We start from the raw sequence: 15,738 nt of genomic DNA, 5'->3' as shown, positions 1-15,738 counted from the left end.
AGGTGCGGCAACAATACGGTGTCAGATGGTCGTGCATTCGCAATCTGGGGATCGCCCCCGAAAGACCCGCACATTATTAGTGACTGGTGTTAACTTGGAGATCAGAACTCCGATTTCGGAAACTCCCGGTTCCAGCGCGGCCGAGTAACAGGCATCGGCGCAGGTGAGGTTCGAATCGCACCACTTCCCCCATCGATCGCGACCGACTGTCCGCCACCGGATCCGGCGGTTGAAGCGCGTGGCCGCTGCGGTGGCAACACAATAGAAACCCTGACCCAGCCGGGACAAGGTCACAACAAATCGGCGGATTCCGTACGCCCGAAGGAATACCTCAGTTTACCTACTGGAGGCGGCCCAGGTACGAGAATCCGGCCTGCGCGTTCAAGTCCCCTCTCACACACGAACAACGAGGCTCGTTCCGCCGATCTCGAAACCATTTCGTCCGAAGAGTTCACCTATTCGAACAACGCTCAGCACCGATCCATCCTATCATCGGACCAACCGGTCAGCCACGCGACGAACGGAGCGCTCTTGGTTCGCTCACCTGACGAGAGTCCCTGCACCGGAAGCGATTCCGACGCTCGCTGGGGAATTTCGCCGCGCGCCCATCCCGAGAATGCCGGTGCGCGCGGCCCGGTCGACGTCCGCGCGCCGAATATTTCATAGAGAGGGTTATGGGGAATCCGGAAACCGGCGTCGCCGACTGCGCTGGATATGATCTCCGGCACGGCCGACCACGCCTACCGAGACCGAGATTGCCGCTATGCCCGCACATCCCCACCTGGCCGACGTGATCGCGGCCCTGCACTGGGACCTCGCCGAGTGGATGGGCTCGAACGCGCCTCCGAAAGTGTTCGACCGGTTCGCCAACGCACTGCACGAGGAGTTCTCCTCGGTGACCACGGTCGGACAGGTCATCGACCGGGACACCCTGCTGGCCGGGTTGTGGCCGGCCCGCAACACCCAGCCGGGACTGGAGATCGAGGTCGCGGATATCGAAGAACTCGCGCACAGCGACACCATCGTCACCGTTCGCTTCGCGGCGGAGAACCAGCTGGGCGACATCCGCACCCGCCGGCTGGTGACCGCCGTGCTGATCAGGGCCGACCACGGTTACCAGTGGCGCTCGGTCCACGAAACCGCCGTTCCCGCCGCGGAATAGGCAGTCCCTACTGTCGAGTGTGGGACCGAAGGACGTTAGTCGTCCGATGGACATATGTCAGGTGCCGCACAGTCGCGTCGGTTCCCCCTACACTGGTCGCGTGCCTCTTCGACAGCTGACGGCTGTATTCGTGTTAGCCCTATCGGCCACCTTCGGCGTGGCCGCCTGCACCACCGAGGGGCCGGGTACCAAGACCGAATGCAACGTCGGCGGCTGCACAGTCAACTTCGCGCGCGGAGTGAACGCCAAGGCCAGCATTCTCGGTGTGGACGCGGAACTGCTTGCCGTGAACGGCAATACGGTAACCCTGAAGGTGGCCGGCCAGGAGGTCAGCGTCCCGGTAGGTGAGACGCAGCCCGCCGACGGCGTGAACGTCACGGTGCAAGAGGTCACCAGCGACAAGGTCGTGGTCAAGTTCGCCACCGGAATCAACACCGGCGGTTAGCCGTTCGCCCGCGCTACGGAACTCGCTCGATCAGTCGCATGACCCTGGTCAGCTGCTCGGCGTAGGCCGGTCCGGTGGCATAGCCTGCCGCGGCTACTTCGCGAGCGAAGGCGTAGGGATCGCCGGTGTGCGCGAAGGCCTTCGCATAGCGCGGTTTCAGTAGTACCTGAGCGTGTCCGTCGAACGACTGTGCCGGGGAGTCGAACGCGCGGAACCAGGCGCGGACCACGTAGTCGTACCGGCCGTCGGGTCTCGGCGTCACCGAAATCACTTCCGGGTAGCTCCGTACGTTCGGCGTGTTGTGCACCTCGCTGGTCGTGCAGAGCTTCCGCCGCGACTCCGGGATATCCGCTCCCGCTTTGATGCCGAAAAAGTTGTTGCCGCAGGCCTTTGCGCCCCAGCCGGTTTCGAGCGCGGCCTGACCGAGAGTGACCAGCCACGGGATCCGGCTACGGGTTTGGCTCGCTTGCGCGTGCGGGCGGTACTTGTGCACGAACGCGACCACGTGCGCGGGCACGCGACCGGCCGGCTTCGGCACGGGAGCGACGTGCGCACCGAGGCCGGGGACCGGTCCGGCGAACAACGGGCTCGGCGTACGAGCGCCTTCCCAGCTGAGATCGACGTGGATGTGATCGGTGTGCGGATTGCTCCCGCCATAGGGCCGCCAGCCCTTGGCGCGGTGCGCCCACCCCCATTGCCTGCGGTTCCAGATGATGTATGCCACTTGGAGTTCGACAGCATTGGCTTGCAACCACGCGACGTAGGCCTCCGCCTGCCCGCGCTGCCCGGGATCCGCCGCGTTCGCGTATAGATCGACCGATCGGCCCTCGCCATGCAGCGACGGCGTGCCGAATGTGGTGGCGCGGCAGTTCCACGTTCCCGCCTTTCGGCCGGTCAACCTCTTCCATTGGTCGGCCATCGCGCGTGCACCGGGCTGTTCCCCGGTCGTGCATTTGGTGAAGGTGCCGCGCCGGACGACCCCCGCGACCCGGTCACTCGTGCGAGTCGGCGTCGGCGTCGGTGTGGGTGTCGGCCCAGGATTCGGTTTCGGCGTCGGCGCCGTCCGGTTCTGCCGATACCGCCGGACGTGCGCCAGCGCTGCGGTGTTGGCCTTACCGCTCAAATAGGTCCAGGTGTCGGGTCGCCCCCGCACATCGATGTGGGCGAAGTTGCTCCCGATCCCGAGCGCGATGTCGTTGCCGCAGGCGTCGATCGCGAGTTCGGCGATCTGCAACCCGGTAAGTCCGGCGATGGTGATGTCGGCGGCCTGCCCGCTGCAGTGCCTGCTGAGCGTCGGCTGTTGGTTACGAGCTCGGTAGACCGCCACGTTGCGCGCCCAGGACCGGTACCCCGAGGTGATTTTCACCGGCCGCCCCGCCCGCTCGCGGATGGCCTGCAAGCATCGGACCAGGGCGGGCGAGATGCGGGCGCGATCGTCGGGCCGACCGCCGCTGCTGACGAGTTCACCGACCGTGAAGTTCGGCGCCAGCTTCTTGCGGCGGACGTCCGGCCCGGTGTCGTAGAGCGGGAGACCTGTCTTGTTCGGGTCCCAATGTTGCTGGCCCGATGCTTCGGGCCCCGGCCTGGCCGTGAGCACCAGACCGGACGGAAATGTTTCTTGTTCGAGGAGAGTCGGTGCACCGGAGAAGGTTTCGTCGAACTCGTGCTGTTCGACCGCACCCGACTCCCCGGCTTCGTCGACCACTTCGTAGTCGGTGTCCTCGTAGTCGACGTCCTCATAGGCGGTCGACTCATGGTCGTATTCGGCAGCGTCCAGGTAGTTCTGGGTAGCCCACTCGGCAACGGTTCTCATGACTCCCCTCCCCTCACATCAGTAGGCGTTCTGGTAGACCACATGACGGCGCTCCTTCGGCGGCCGCGTGGGCACGGGCGGGCGTGCCGCGAGATCGGCCCAGGTGACCACCGCGCTGCCGCTGGTCCAGAAGTTCTTCGCCTGGCCACGGGCGACGAGCTCGACGCACGCGGCGTGCGCGCACTGGCTCACGCCGGGCCTGGCCGGATGGAACTCGTAGTAGTCGAGCATCGAGATCTCCAGGCGGGTGGCGGGCTGCTTACGCCAGTCCTTCGCGGCGGGCGGCAGCACGCGCCACTGCACGCAGTCGATGGCGCCGTAGGCGAATTGCAGTTCGCTGTCGCGATATTCGCTCTGCTCGATCCGCGTCACACCGGACGTTCCGCCGCGGGCGATCGACTTGCGGATTTTGTCACGCACACCGGCCGACCGTTTGATCATGTCGGCCACATCGATGGTGACCTCGGCACCGCTGGCCCCGAGGAAGTGCGCGAACAACCGGGCCGCCAGCGGACCCGCCGCGATGACCCGCGCCATCGCGAAGATCGCCACATCGCGGGGATCGCCGAACGCGCACGCGCAGTCGATGGCCGACTTGGCATCGAGGCGATGACTGGTCAGGCTGCACCGCTTGCGGAACCGCTGCTGCATCACACTCCACGGCGCCGCCGGCTTCAGGTCGTCCTGAACCGGCTTGCACGTGCCGAGAGTTCGACGACCGCTACCCGGTGGCGCTTCCTCCTCGAACGTTTCGCGACCCTTGCACCCGCAACCGCATTCCCCGGCGCCCGACTGCCCGAGGTAATCCGCCGACTCCGCATCGGCTTCACCCCAGTACTCACCGTCGCCCGCCTGCGGAACCCACAGCTCGTCACTGCTCGCGTACTCGAATTCGCGGGCCTGCGGAACACCACGCAGGTCGGCGGAGGCGTCGGCGAGCAGCTGCCAGCCGAAGCGCCGCGGAATGTCGTTGTGCGGCACTCTTGTTCGTTCCACCCGGAAGTTCGGCGACGCCGCGGCGCGGACCACCGCCGCGACCCGCTCACTGGCCCGCGCGGTACCTTCACCGGCGCGGTACAGCACACGCAACGCACCCGTGCCCGCCGACATGCGCTTGCGCACCCAGTCGATCAGCGGCTTCGGGTCGTTGTACAAGGCGTCGAAGGTGTGCACCTCGTCGGGATCGGTATGGCCCAGAATGGCCATCAGCGCGGCGCCGCCGCCGGAGTGCGCGGTCAGAATCAATCGATTGCGCCGCACGGTCGTTCCGGTGGCGGCACCGAACCGCGCCAGTGCGTCGTCGATCAACCCTTGCAGCGCACCGGGCTTCGTGAGCGCCGGAAACGTGTACCGCGCCGGGTTCCCCTTCGGCTGGTGATGGCCGCGCGGCAGGATCAGCAACGTCGGAGCGGTGCGCCCGACTGCCGAAGGCTTGGCCGGGTCGGTGAAATCCAATCCGCTGATCGGCTTCTTGTGCTTCACGATGTTCATGGCCGCACCTTGCCCGGCATAGCCGTGCAGATGGACGACGACATCCACCACCGACGGTTCGACCATGCCGTTCCACTCGATGAGCAGATCCGGCGGGGTGCCCGCGTGGGATCGCAAGAGGGGATGGCGTTTCACGATCAATCGGCCGGGCGGCACCGGCGCGGGGGCGTCTTCGTAATAGTCGGCGTCCTCGAAGACGATGTCCTCGTAGTCCGCCTCTTCCGAGTCCGCGTCCTCATAGTCCGCGTCCTCATAGGCAGCCTCTTCGTAGTCGGCGTCCTCGTAGTCGGCGTCCTCGTGATCCGTGTCCTCGTAGTCGGCATCCTCGAAATAGCTAGCCTCCCCGTCGGCTTCGAGACCACCGTTCTCCTGCTCGGCGTCCTCTTGGTTGTATTCAGCTGTATCGGCGTAGCTTTCCCCGGATTCGGCCCCGACGTCCGCACCGGCATAGCCGGTTTCGTCCCATTCGGTGTCGGATTCCTGGTTTTGCCAGCCGGTTTCGCCGTCGTGTTCGCCCAGGTCCTCGGCGAACACATCTTCGCGAGTGGGCCACACGCCGGGATCTGGCGTCGATTCGGGCGAGGCGAAGATCGACGATTCGGCAACGGTACTCATGTCAGGCTCCCAATCGGTATCGCGCGGTGGCGAACGACTCGGCGTCCCAGCGGCTCAGAGCCGAGGGGCGACGCGTCGCTGTCCATTCGTCGTCGGTGCCGCCGATGCGGACGCGCCGGAAAGCACGCCGGCGGGCAGCAGTTTGGCCGGCTGCGCGGAACGGATCTGGTTCGTGCTGTGCCGGGTGGTGACGGCGAGGTCCTTGACCCGCTCCCCCGTCGCCGACTGCCACAGGTCGATGATGCGGTTCATCGTCTGCGCGGGCGCGGGCGCCGAAATGCCCGACGAGCGGTAGAGCAGCTCGGCCTTGGGTTGCTGGTCGAACAGGCCGAGTTCGATGGCCCACAACAGCGGCGACACCAGGGACGCGAGTTCGAAGAGCTCACGGGCTTGCCGGGACGGCGCGACGCCGACCCGAGCACCGACGGTCGCGAGCCGATCGGCCGGATTGCCACCGCTGACACCGGCATTCGCGCTCAGATCGCGCACCACCGCGCTTTCGTAGCCGACGGTGAGGTGGAACCAATTCAGCATGCAGCCGTAGCTGAACTCTTCGCGCGACAGCATCCCGCCGAGGCGGCGCAGCCGCAGCATCTCCGCCAGCGTCTGGCACAGATAGCCGATGTAGCTCGCGTCGGTCGGATTCGAACCCGACGTGTTGCGCTCGTTCTCGATACCGAGCCAGACCTGCCGCAGCAGTTCGTTCCAGATTTCGATGAACCGAATGTTGCTGGCCGCGCCCGCGTCTCGCTTCCACGCCTGCCCGTCGATGCCGGGCGCGGGGTGCGGCAGGTCGAGTCCGAACATCCGCCAGTAGGCGTTGCGCCGATTGACCCTGGCGTCCGGGCGCAGCTGGCTCGTCAGGCCACCCACCCGGAACAGCGGCGGGTCCCGGAAGAACAGTTCCTCGGTAGCGCGCACCCAGGCCATCGTCTCGGCGGACGGCGCGGGCAGTGTCTCCCCGACGACGTAGCGCCGCACCACCTCCGCGAAGATCTCCACCGCACCGGTACTTTCCACCAGGTACGCGTAGAACATGTGGTCCCACAGCGGAACTACCGGCGGGGGGCTGTTCGGCGCCGGTGGGTTGTAGCCAAGCGGTGGCGGGAACGGCGGTGTCCCCGTCGGCGAACCGACACCCGACTTGAACGACTCGGCGAGCAGGTTGTTCGGGATCTGCGTCAGTTTGACGGCGGCGGGGTCGCCGAGCGGCACGTTGGTGCTGTTGAAGACGTTGGGCCAGGCGGAGATGCCGCCCTGTGCCCAGACCTCATCCAGCCACCGGCTCAGCTGTTCGGGGTGAAATGTGAAGACCGCGTCCGCGGGCGTGAGCGAGCCGGTGAGCGGCGGGAGCGCGGTTGCCAACTGTCGAAACATGGCGCTGCCTTTCCTTAGGTTGCTGGTGCGGGGTCGGCCTGCGCGGCGGCGGCAGGGCCATACCCGCGTTGGTCTCTCGGTGCGTGCGTGACGAAGGTGACCAGCCGCAGCCGGTGCTCGCTGTCCTGGAGTTGCACGGCCACCACCTCGCCGGGGTGGCGCAGGTCGAGCGTCGGTTGCGTCCCGCCGCACACCTGGTGCGCCTCGGGCGGACGGCTGCCGCGGTGCACGACAACGGCTTTGGCCGCGTATCCCGGCAGCGGCTTGCCGAACTCCAGCTCGCCGTAGGGGTTGACCTGAGCGGGCAACCGCTGCGTCAGCGGACCTGTCGAGGACAGGTTGCGGGACTGCAGCGCGTACTGCAGCTCGGAGAAGATCGACAGCGTCAAGTCGTTCTCCGCGTCGACTGTGCTCGATTCGGGACGGTCCGGCGGCCGGCTCTGCTGCAGCGCGGCCGCGATGAGGTGGGCGAGCTTGTCCAGATCGAACGTCTGCGCCTGGTCCGGGTCGTTATCCATGTCGGTCTCCTATCTGTGCGTTCAGGCGGCGACTCGGTCGCCACCACCCATCCGTCGCAGCCATGTCTCCATTTCCGATGGCGCGGTGGACGATTCGAGACCGCGCAGCACGGTCAGCGCCAGAATTCGCATCGGCTCGACCCGTTGCAGGTGGGTCGAGGTGTACAGCGAGGCGCCCGCGCGGTCGGCCAGCCGATTCAGTTCGCCCGGCGCTACCCGGCGCGGGTCGGCCAGTGCCGACAGCGGGACGCCATGGAAGGCGCGCATCGGCATTCGCGTGCACACGTCGACGATCGCGGGCAGTAACGGCATGCTGGCGGCGACTATCGCGGCAACATCCGAAGGTGCTTGGGCCAGTGGGTGTCTCGCCATCCAGCGGGCCGCGAGTGCGTCCCATGGGCCCGCGCCGAACCAGGCGCGGCACAGTGCCGCGTTGAACTGCACTCGCAGGGCCGAGACCGGATGTGGATCACCGAATGGCATTCGGTACACCTGGCTCGTCGGCCCGTCCACGACGGTCGCCAACGCGGGCACCGGCGCGAAGCCGAGCAGCGAGAACGCATAGACGTCGGCCGCTACCTCGGATGCCCAGCTGCGCCACGCGTCCGCGGCGAGCGAGCTCCGCGGGGCCAGGGCCGCGTGTAGTGCGGCCGCCAATTCCGTTGTCCAGCCGGTCAAATGGGCCACCTGATGGCCGGTCTCATGGACCAAGGAGGTGGGCTGCCACAGATTGTGCCGCGTGATCTTGATGGCGGCGGCGGGCGACAGGGACGCATCCCAGAGCCGCGCTCCGGCTCGCAGTATCGACGCGCCGAGACCCTTGTCGAGGTAGGTCAGCACCGAAGGAGTGTCGATACCCAACGGCCGCAACACCTGGTCCATGCTGTGCACGGCCAAAGTGTCCAGCCCACGCAGCACGGCGGCGGTGCGCGGATTCGTGCGGGTATTCACCGCGTCGCAATAGAAGTCGACGACCGCCTCGGCCCGGCTGTACCGACGGCGCAGGGTAAGCAGCTCCGCGCGTGCGGTTTTCAGGTCGGCCCGCGTCGTCGCGGCCTTGATCGTGAAGAGGGTACGGTCGGCTTGCGCGGTGAGCCTGCGCGCCTGGCCGCTGAGACTGGCTCGGACGCTGAGCCCGAGGTAGGACTCGAGCTCGCGCCACGCCCCCGGCGCCGCGCTGACCTCGAGGTCACCCAACGCGGCGCAAGCGCGACGCCAGTGCCTGGCCTCGACGGCCAGCGCCGCTGTCTCGGTGGCGAATCGGGCGTCCATCACGACAGTCCAGGCGTAGCGACGACTTCGGGCGCCGGGAGCTGCGCCGAATCCGGTTGAATCCCGGTGAAGGTCACCGTCAGCGTGACCCCGTCGGCCGGATCGGCCACGGCGGCGGCGAATTGGGCGCCCCGCTGGGCGAGATAGGTCGCGATGCCGGTGCTGGTCGCGGCGGTCAGGTCACCCGCGAGCTTGGCCGCGGCGGCCGGGTCGGTGACCAGCGTGGCTTTCAGCAGCCGCCGGGCGATCCGATACTGCAAGCGCGGCAGGAAGATCTCGCGCAGTGCCGACAGCACGGCGGGCAGATCACGCTGGCCCGCGGGCGCCGCCCGTTGCAGGCGGGCCTGCATACCGCGAGCCCGCCGCTCGGACAGCTTGATCACGACGCGCATCCGCTTGGCCGCCGGGTCCCAGCGCACCGTAGTCAGCCGACGTGGTCGGCGTGCCCGGCGTGCGGGCAGGGCCGCGACACGGACGCGGAAGTATCGCTGACCGGGCACGGGCCGATACGCGCCCGGCGCGGTCCCGACCTTCCCGCGCCTGCCGAGCGCGGGTTCGCGCAGCAGCAGCCCCGCAGCCTCCTCGGTGAGTGGCTGGAACTCCTCCGCACCGGGTTGCTCTGCGGCAGGCAGTGTTTCGTCGCGGGTGAGATGGCCAAGCATGGTGCCGGGCAGCGTTTCGTAGAGGTCGATCTCGGCCTGCACGGGCCACCGTTCGGCGCCGCGGTCGAGCAGGTACGTCTCCAGAGTGCCGCCGTCGTTCCAGCGCACCGCCCGCGCGACCTGCCGTGGGATCGGCACCGCGAAAACCCGGGTGTACTTGCGGAATCGGTAGCGCGGCCTGGTCGAGCGCGGCATCATCACCCAGAAGCCGCCCTCCTGGGCCGTCTCCCGTTCCGGCAGATCTGCGCGCAGCAGCCGGTCCGGCAGGTAAGCGGCGGCCGATTCGGCGAATGCGCGCTGGACCGCGGCACTGACCTGTAGTGGGTCGGTGAAGGCTGCCTCGGGCAGTTCGTCGAGCACCCGCCCCACCGTCGCCTCGACCGCCGAGGCCAGCGCCTCACCGGGAATCGTGTCTTCCTCCTGGCCTGCGGCTTCCAAGCCGAGCGCGGTGAACCCGACACCGACCACCGCACGGGCGATCATCACCGACGGGTCCTGCCCGGCGATCTTGCCGATCGTGCGCGCGGCTTCCGGCCCGACCATCCCCTTGATCAGCTTGGCCAGCGGTTGCGCGATGAGGTTCACCAGCTTCTCCCGCGCGCCGGTGACTTTCAACCCGAGCTTGAGCAGCGGCCGGATGGCCAGCACCGCCGGAATGAACTGCTCGATCTCGGCGATCGGCTCCTCGGAGCCGGTGTAGGCGCTCAACTGTGCGGCGAGCCGGGCACGGGCGTCATCGAGCTCGGCGACCATATTGTGTTCGGGCTCTTCGGTATCGAGCTCGTCGTAGTCGGCCGCCTCGGCGGTCTCCTCGGCCGTGAACAGCTCGAAAAGCTGCTGATCGAACGCCTCGGCCATGGTGCCCGCGGTGCCGAGTTCCTCCTGGCTCTCCTCGGTCTCGTCGGCGGCCTCGCCGATGCCGAGGCGCTTGGCCAGGATCGGCACCAGCGGACGAATCTCGGCGGGCAGGATCCGCGTCAGCGGGTTGAGCAACTTCGCGACGACACCCTTGAGCAGTGCAAGCCCGGCCTTCTTCAGCCGTTCGAGCAGGGGTCCGATGAGGTGCTTGCCGATGGTCTGCAGACCGCTCTTGATCGTCTTCAGTCCGCTCTTGGCGATGCCGATGACGCCCTTGACCGGATTCTTCACGAACCCGACCGCCTGGCGGACCTTCTGCTTGATGACCGACTTCACCTTGCGGACGAGCTTGCCGAGGAAATTCTCGAAGGCCACCGACCCGAGCGCGGCCGGGGTCTCCAGCGAATCGAGCAGTTCGTCGAGTTCCTGTTCCGCGAGCCCGTGCAGGTCGGCGTTCTCCAGTCCGCTCGCGAAGCTGTCGATGGTGCGTTCCCATTCGCTGATCAGCGGGGCGATCCACTCCTGCAGCGACTCCCGGCACTCGGACTCCGACGGCGTCACCGACCACTGCTGGGCGTCGCTGAGCGCCCGGGCCGCGCCCTCGTCGAGCAGCTGCTCCAGCGCCTCGGCGAACTCCTCGTCGTGCAGGGCCTCCAGGAATTCGGTGGCAAGCTGCGACTGCTCGTCCGCCTCGGCGTAGCCGTGCTCACCGAACGGGGATTCGGTGAACGAATAGCCCTCGAACGGCGATTCGTCGAATTCGGCGACCGGCACTTCGGTCGCCTGCTCCATGCTCTCGCCGAAGGGCGACAGCCCGGAGAAGGGCGAGACGTAGTCCTCGGTATCACGCATTGTGGTCACCTCCGCAAACGACGGGCGTTTCGCGTCACTCTGCGCGACCACGGTGTGTACAAGCGTCAACGCTTTGTCTCATCCCGAACTGCCGCGTCACGGAGCTCGGCCAGCAACTGTTCGACACACGCCAGCGACCCGTCGACATCGCCGAACACCCACTCCCGCGCGGACCGCGTATCGCCGGAGCCTGCCAGCACCCGGATGATCAACCGACCGCGGTCACGCCAGGCCCGCACCACGATCACCGTGCTCTCGTCGCCAGTCACCGGACCACCGTCGCGCGCGGCCATAACCTTTCCCGTCAACGCTGCGTGGGCGGGGTTGACGCGACATTGACGCGACCGCAGCATCGCGCGGGCAGTCTTGCTCGACCGGCCGCTACTGGCCTGGGACGGAGGGAAGATTTCGATGCGACTAGCCATCTCTCTGCTCGGCGGGTTCGCCCTGCGGGTCGACGCCCGCCACGTTGCCGTGCCGCAGCATTCACGCCGCGTCCTGGCGTATCTGTCGCTGGACCAGATCGCGGAACCCGACTGCGACCGTGGTGTGCTCGCGGAGCGGCTGTGGCCCGACGTGACCGTGGACCGGTCCAGGGCCAGCCTGCGCACCGCACTGTGGCGGATCCGGCAGGCCAGTCCGGCGCTGGTGTGCGGGGAAGGTGGCCGGCTGCGACTGGGCGATCACGTCGAGGTCGACGTGCACGAGTTCCGCGGAAACGCCGAGCGGATGCTGGCCGAGCAGCGTGACTGCCCGCGCGATCGCGCCGCTTTGCTGGCCCGCACCAACGAGCTGCTGCCGGGCTGGGACGAGACCTGGCTGCTGCTGGCCCGGGAACAGCTGCGGCAGATGCGGTTACACGCGCTGGAAGTGGACGCGCGCAGGCTCGCCGAACAAGGCCGCTACCCGGAGGCGATCGACGTGATGCTCGCGGTCGTCGCCGAGGAACCGTTGCGCGAGTCGGCACAGACGGCGCTGATCGAGGCACACCTGTGCGAGGGCAATGTGGTGGAGGCGCGCAGGCAATTGCGCATGTTCGCCGATCTGCTCTGGACCGAGCTCGGTATCCGGCCCTCGCCGGAACTGTTCGGCCGGGTCGGCATGGTGGCTCCGCCGCCGCCCGCCCCGCGTTCAGTCAATGGCCGTATCCCGCTGAGCAATCGACGCCTCCTCCCACACATGAGTGCCTGAAGCCGGATGCGAACGGCGCGCGTGCACCGACGCCAGCAGCGACACCCTGGTGCCGCGGGCGGGCACCCGACCGGCGGGCCAGCGAGCCGACACGGTTCGCCACCGGCCTGGTGCGAGATCGAAACCTATGGTGGCGGTGTGGGCGGGAAAGAAGTCGGCGGGATAGGTGGGTGGTGTCGCCGTTGTGGCCCGGACGGCGAACGTGACGACGAAGTGGCGGCACGGCCCCGCTGTCTCGAGATTACGCACTCGGGCATGAAACCAGTTGTCCTGACCGGCTTTCGGCGGGACATGTGTGGCGACAAGGTCGTCGGAGCGGCGGGTCCATAGTCCCTGTGCGGTATCGAATTCAACGTGGGCATCGGGTGTCGACTCGGCGAAACCGTAAACGAATCTATGAAAGACATCGACGAGATCTGTTGCACCGGAATCGGACACGAGATACGCCTCAAATTCCGCTGTGCTGACCGGCGTTCCACGACGGGCGCGGTAAAGCTCCCCCATCAGGGCGCGGAGCCGGTCCGCGCCGACCCGTCCGGCGACATCCAGGAAGAAGCGGCTGCCCTCGCCATAGGACAAAGCCGGGGTGGTGCGCTGGAACGGCCGCCGCGAGCAGAGCTCTACCGGCGGCCGGGTGAAATCCGCGGGCTCGGTGCGACTGTCGCCGTCGTCGTGGAAGCTGGTGTACGCCTCGTCCCACCAGCCGTCGGCCTGCGCCGCCGGGCTGATGCCGCGGGCAAACCACGAGTGGAACACCTCGTGATCGAGCGCGTCCGCCGAAGTCGTTGCGGCGGTGGCGTATTCCATGCCGCCGCTGGCACCATGGAAGTAGCACACGAATCTGCGGCCGAGAAATTCGCCATAGGTGTTCTCGAAGTCCGCGAGCAGCGCACGGATCCGAGCATTCAACGCGGGCAAATTCTCCGGACCGCCGACAGGCTTCCAGGTCTCAACCACCACCGAGCGGCGCGACACCGGCAGCACGACGGTCGACGACCGGAACGCCAGCGCGTCGGACGGATGCAATTCGAGCAGCGACGACATCGTGGTGAACCAGGCCGGGAATTGCACCGACCACGCATTGACGCCGACCACCGTCGCCGCACCATTGGTGATGAGCGAATGCGCGATCGTGGTCCCGGTGAGCCGCAGTTCCAACGTCCACGGAAATTGGTCGAAGGGCAGGTTCGACGGAAACCACGCCTCGAGATATCGGCCCGCGTAGAGATCGGACATGCCGAATGACCAGCGGAGCCGGCCGTTCGACCAGTGCAGCACCGGCGGATAGGCACCGCCGAGGTCGGCGGCCGGGGTCGCCAACTGGTAGGTCACGGTGAGCCGGTGCACCGATCCCGCGGCCTGCGTGACGCCGACGACCCGGACCGTACTGTGCGGCCCGGCGCCGACATCGCGCGCGGCGATCTTCGCCGGATCGAGCACCGCGCCGTCGAGCAGACAGGTCCGCACGGATTGGCGCAGATCGAAGATCGGCGACCCGGCATGCGGGCCGACCAGATAGGTCATCGTCGCCTCGACCGATCCGGTGGCGGTCGCGGCGTCCAGGGTGACGACCGCACGCAGGTTCTGAATGTGCATCGGCACCGCGCGTAGGCCGCCGACCTGCGTCGGGGGTGGCGCGTTGGTGAAGTCTGCCAGCATGGTTCCACCATGCGGCCACCACGTGGCCGGGCGCGTCAATATCGCGTAGTCGAGGCGAACTCGGGCAGGCCGACGCGGCGCCGGAGTTCGGCGGACGGCCGCAGCTCGAGTTCGCGCCACAGAGTCGCGGCGAAGACGTCGTATTGCCTGCGGGCCTCAGCGGCGTTGCCCTGGCCGAGATGAGCCTCGATGAGAATCGCATGGGCCGATTCGCGCAATGGCTCCTCGGCGACCACGCGCAGGATCAGATCGATGGCCTGCGGGTGCAGCCGCTGCGCGCAGTACCGGCGCGCCACCGCCTCCAGCGCGTGCAACCGCAGTAGCCGCACCTGTTCGCGGAACAACAGCAGCCAGTCCTCGTCCCAGCCCGGCAACAGTTCGGCGGCGGTGCACAGCATGCGCACGTTCGTCGGCGGGCAGTCGGCGGCGCCGGACAGCAACGCCTCGGCGCGCCGCCGGAAGCAGTCGACATCGACCTCGACATGGTCGGCCAACGTGACCCGTTCGCCATCACCCGCCAGTAGTTCCGGCCCCGCGCGGCGAATCCGCCACAGCGCCGTCCGCAGGCTGGCCGCCGACCGCTCCGGCGACGAGTTCTCCCACAACCGCTCCGCGAGCAACTGCCGCCCGCAATCCTGTCCGGTCATCTTCCGCAGCGCGAGGTAAGCGAGCACGCGTTGCGCGTGCATCGGCAGCACCGCCTTGCGGTCGGCCAGCCGCAGCTCGAATCCACCGAACAAGGACAGTTGCGAGGCAGGCCCGAGCACGTCGACGGGTGCGGATGTACCGCACGGGGGCAGTGGGTCAGGAAGGCTCGGTCGTGCCGCCCATCCCATCATCGCTGATTTCGCTATCCACATTTCCCCCGCCTTTCGGCGAACACACACTCTCGACATCATCAGACCGCACGTCCGGTTTTCTCACCCGAGTAGAGCACTACCTGAATTAGCGGAATCGAGGCGACGGTCTACGATTATCGCTTCCACACATGCGAGCGTTTACGAAGGGGAAATTCGATGGCACGCAAGGTTGTCGTGACACTGGTCGATGATTTCGACGGCAAGTCACCGGCCGAAGAGACGGTGCGCTTCACCTTGGATGGGCTGGCCTATGAGATGGATCTGTCGGCACACAATGCCGAGCGGCTCCGCGGCATCTTCGCGGAGTGGACAGCGGCCGCCCGCAAGGTCGGGCGGGCACCACGGGGTACCAGCAACCGGGTGCGCTCGACGGCCGGGCGGGAGCAGACCGGAGTCATCCGGCAGTGGGCGCGCGAGAAGGGCATCGACGTGTCGAGCCGGGGACGGATTTCGGCCGAGGTCGTCGAGGCGTACCAGAAGGCAAGCCGGTAAGTCCCGGCAAGTCTCAGCCCACGATCCGCCGGATTCGTTCGCGCGCAAGCAATTCGGTCATTTCGGTCAGCGAGTCGGCCAACAGCGGGTGCAGTTCGGCGTGCGCCTGCGCGACGGCGGCGTGGATCACCGCCTGCGGCACCGTCGGGAATTCCGCGCTGAGCCGCTGCGCGGTCATCCGACCGGCGGTCATCGTTTTCGCCCACTGCCACACCAGATCCGGTGCGCTTTTATCTGGCCTGCTCGCCGGCGGCGCCAAGAGACGGATCGCTGCACGACGGTCGGGAAGAGGCATGTATTCCTCCAGAGTCAACATCCGTACGGAGCGAGCCGCGCTTCGGGACCCGAGGAAAGTAGTTGGACTCTACCCCGTCAATGGGACGAGCAAAGATCGATTTCCGCATTTGCTGATGGAATCTCATGTATGGCAACCGGTATCGCAGCACGGTAGTCACAATTGCCCGTTCCCAC

At 67.3% G+C, this 15,738-nt stretch carries 14 protein-coding genes; 4 read left to right on the top strand and 10 right to left on the bottom strand.

Features of this window, described 5'->3' with window-relative positions; genetic code table 11:
• Positions 1 to 763 precede the first annotated feature (763 nt).
• Entirely contained in the window at positions 764 to 1,162 is a 399-nt protein-coding gene (locus KV110_RS13765; RefSeq protein WP_218476441.1) for a hypothetical protein, read from the top strand.
• Between the two features lie 100 nt (positions 1,163 to 1,262).
• A complete protein-coding gene (locus KV110_RS13760) occupies positions 1,263 to 1,607 on the top strand; it encodes a hypothetical protein (protein ID WP_246634516.1) in 345 nt (114 codons plus the stop codon).
• Between the two features lie 13 nt (positions 1,608 to 1,620).
• On the opposite strand, the gene KV110_RS13755 is transcribed toward KV110_RS13760, so the two are convergent.
• From KV110_RS13755 to KV110_RS13725, 7 genes are all read right to left on the bottom strand, one after another.
• Positions 1,621 to 3,420, bottom strand: coding sequence for a glucosaminidase domain-containing protein (locus tag KV110_RS13755; RefSeq protein ID WP_218476439.1), 1,800 nt, complete (start codon positions 3,418 to 3,420; stop codon positions 1,621 to 1,623).
• 18 nt (positions 3,421 to 3,438) lie between these two features.
• On the bottom strand, positions 3,439 to 5,526 hold the full coding sequence (locus KV110_RS13750; RefSeq protein WP_218476437.1) for a hypothetical protein: 2,088 nt from the start codon (positions 5,524 to 5,526) through the stop codon (positions 3,439 to 3,441).
• A gap of 54 nt (positions 5,527 to 5,580) precedes the next feature.
• Entirely contained in the window at positions 5,581 to 6,903 is a 1,323-nt protein-coding gene (locus KV110_RS13745) for a hypothetical protein (protein ID WP_218476435.1), read from the bottom strand.
• 14 nt (positions 6,904 to 6,917) lie between these two features.
• Positions 6,918 to 7,421, bottom strand: a complete 504-nt coding sequence (locus KV110_RS13740) for a hypothetical protein (RefSeq protein ID WP_218476433.1) — start codon at positions 7,419 to 7,421, stop codon at positions 6,918 to 6,920.
• Between the two features lie 21 nt (positions 7,422 to 7,442).
• A complete protein-coding gene (locus KV110_RS13735; protein ID WP_218476432.1) occupies positions 7,443 to 8,693 on the bottom strand; it encodes a hypothetical protein in 1,251 nt (416 codons plus the stop codon).
• Entirely contained in the window at positions 8,693 to 11,065 is a 2,373-nt protein-coding gene (locus tag KV110_RS13730; protein WP_246634515.1) for a hypothetical protein, read from the bottom strand. The genes KV110_RS13735 and KV110_RS13730 overlap by 1 nt, the downstream gene beginning before the upstream one ends.
• 65 nt (positions 11,066 to 11,130) lie before the next feature.
• Complete coding sequence (locus KV110_RS13725) at positions 11,131 to 11,334, bottom strand: hypothetical protein (protein WP_218476428.1); 204 nt, start codon at positions 11,332 to 11,334, stop codon at positions 11,131 to 11,133.
• 142 nt (positions 11,335 to 11,476) lie between these two features.
• Here KV110_RS13725 and KV110_RS13720 point away from each other — a divergent pair, with 142 nt between their 5' ends.
• Positions 11,477 to 12,256, top strand: coding sequence for an AfsR/SARP family transcriptional regulator (locus KV110_RS13720; protein WP_218476426.1), 780 nt, complete (start codon positions 11,477 to 11,479; stop codon positions 12,254 to 12,256).
• On the opposite strand, the gene KV110_RS13715 is transcribed toward KV110_RS13720, so the two are convergent.
• On the bottom strand, positions 12,197 to 13,915 hold the full coding sequence (locus tag KV110_RS13715) for a gluzincin family metallopeptidase (protein WP_218476425.1): 1,719 nt from the start codon (positions 13,913 to 13,915) through the stop codon (positions 12,197 to 12,199). The genes KV110_RS13720 and KV110_RS13715 overlap by 60 nt on opposite strands.
• Positions 13,916 to 13,950: 35 nt before the next feature.
• The gene (locus tag KV110_RS13710) at positions 13,951 to 14,775 is read right to left on the bottom strand and encodes an AfsR/SARP family transcriptional regulator (RefSeq protein ID WP_246634514.1); all 825 of its coding nucleotides are present in this window, start codon (positions 14,773 to 14,775) and stop codon (positions 13,951 to 13,953) included.
• 156 nt (positions 14,776 to 14,931) lie between these two features.
• Here KV110_RS13710 and KV110_RS13705 point away from each other — a divergent pair, with 156 nt between their 5' ends.
• Positions 14,932 to 15,267, top strand: coding sequence for a histone-like nucleoid-structuring protein Lsr2 (locus KV110_RS13705; protein ID WP_218476424.1), 336 nt, complete (start codon positions 14,932 to 14,934; stop codon positions 15,265 to 15,267).
• A gap of 13 nt (positions 15,268 to 15,280) precedes the next feature.
• On the opposite strand, the gene KV110_RS13700 is transcribed toward KV110_RS13705, so the two are convergent.
• A complete protein-coding gene (locus tag KV110_RS13700) occupies positions 15,281 to 15,460 on the bottom strand; it encodes a three-helix bundle dimerization domain-containing protein (protein ID WP_218476423.1) in 180 nt (59 codons plus the stop codon).
• Between the last annotated feature and the right edge of the window lie 278 nt (positions 15,461 to 15,738).

The sequence above is a fragment of the Nocardia iowensis genome, assembly GCF_019222765.1.
Classification (GTDB): Bacteria; Actinomycetota; Actinomycetes; order Mycobacteriales; family Mycobacteriaceae; genus Nocardia; species Nocardia iowensis.
Note: the sequence above shows the minus strand (reverse complement) of the source record. Positions and strands in the feature narration are given on the sequence as shown.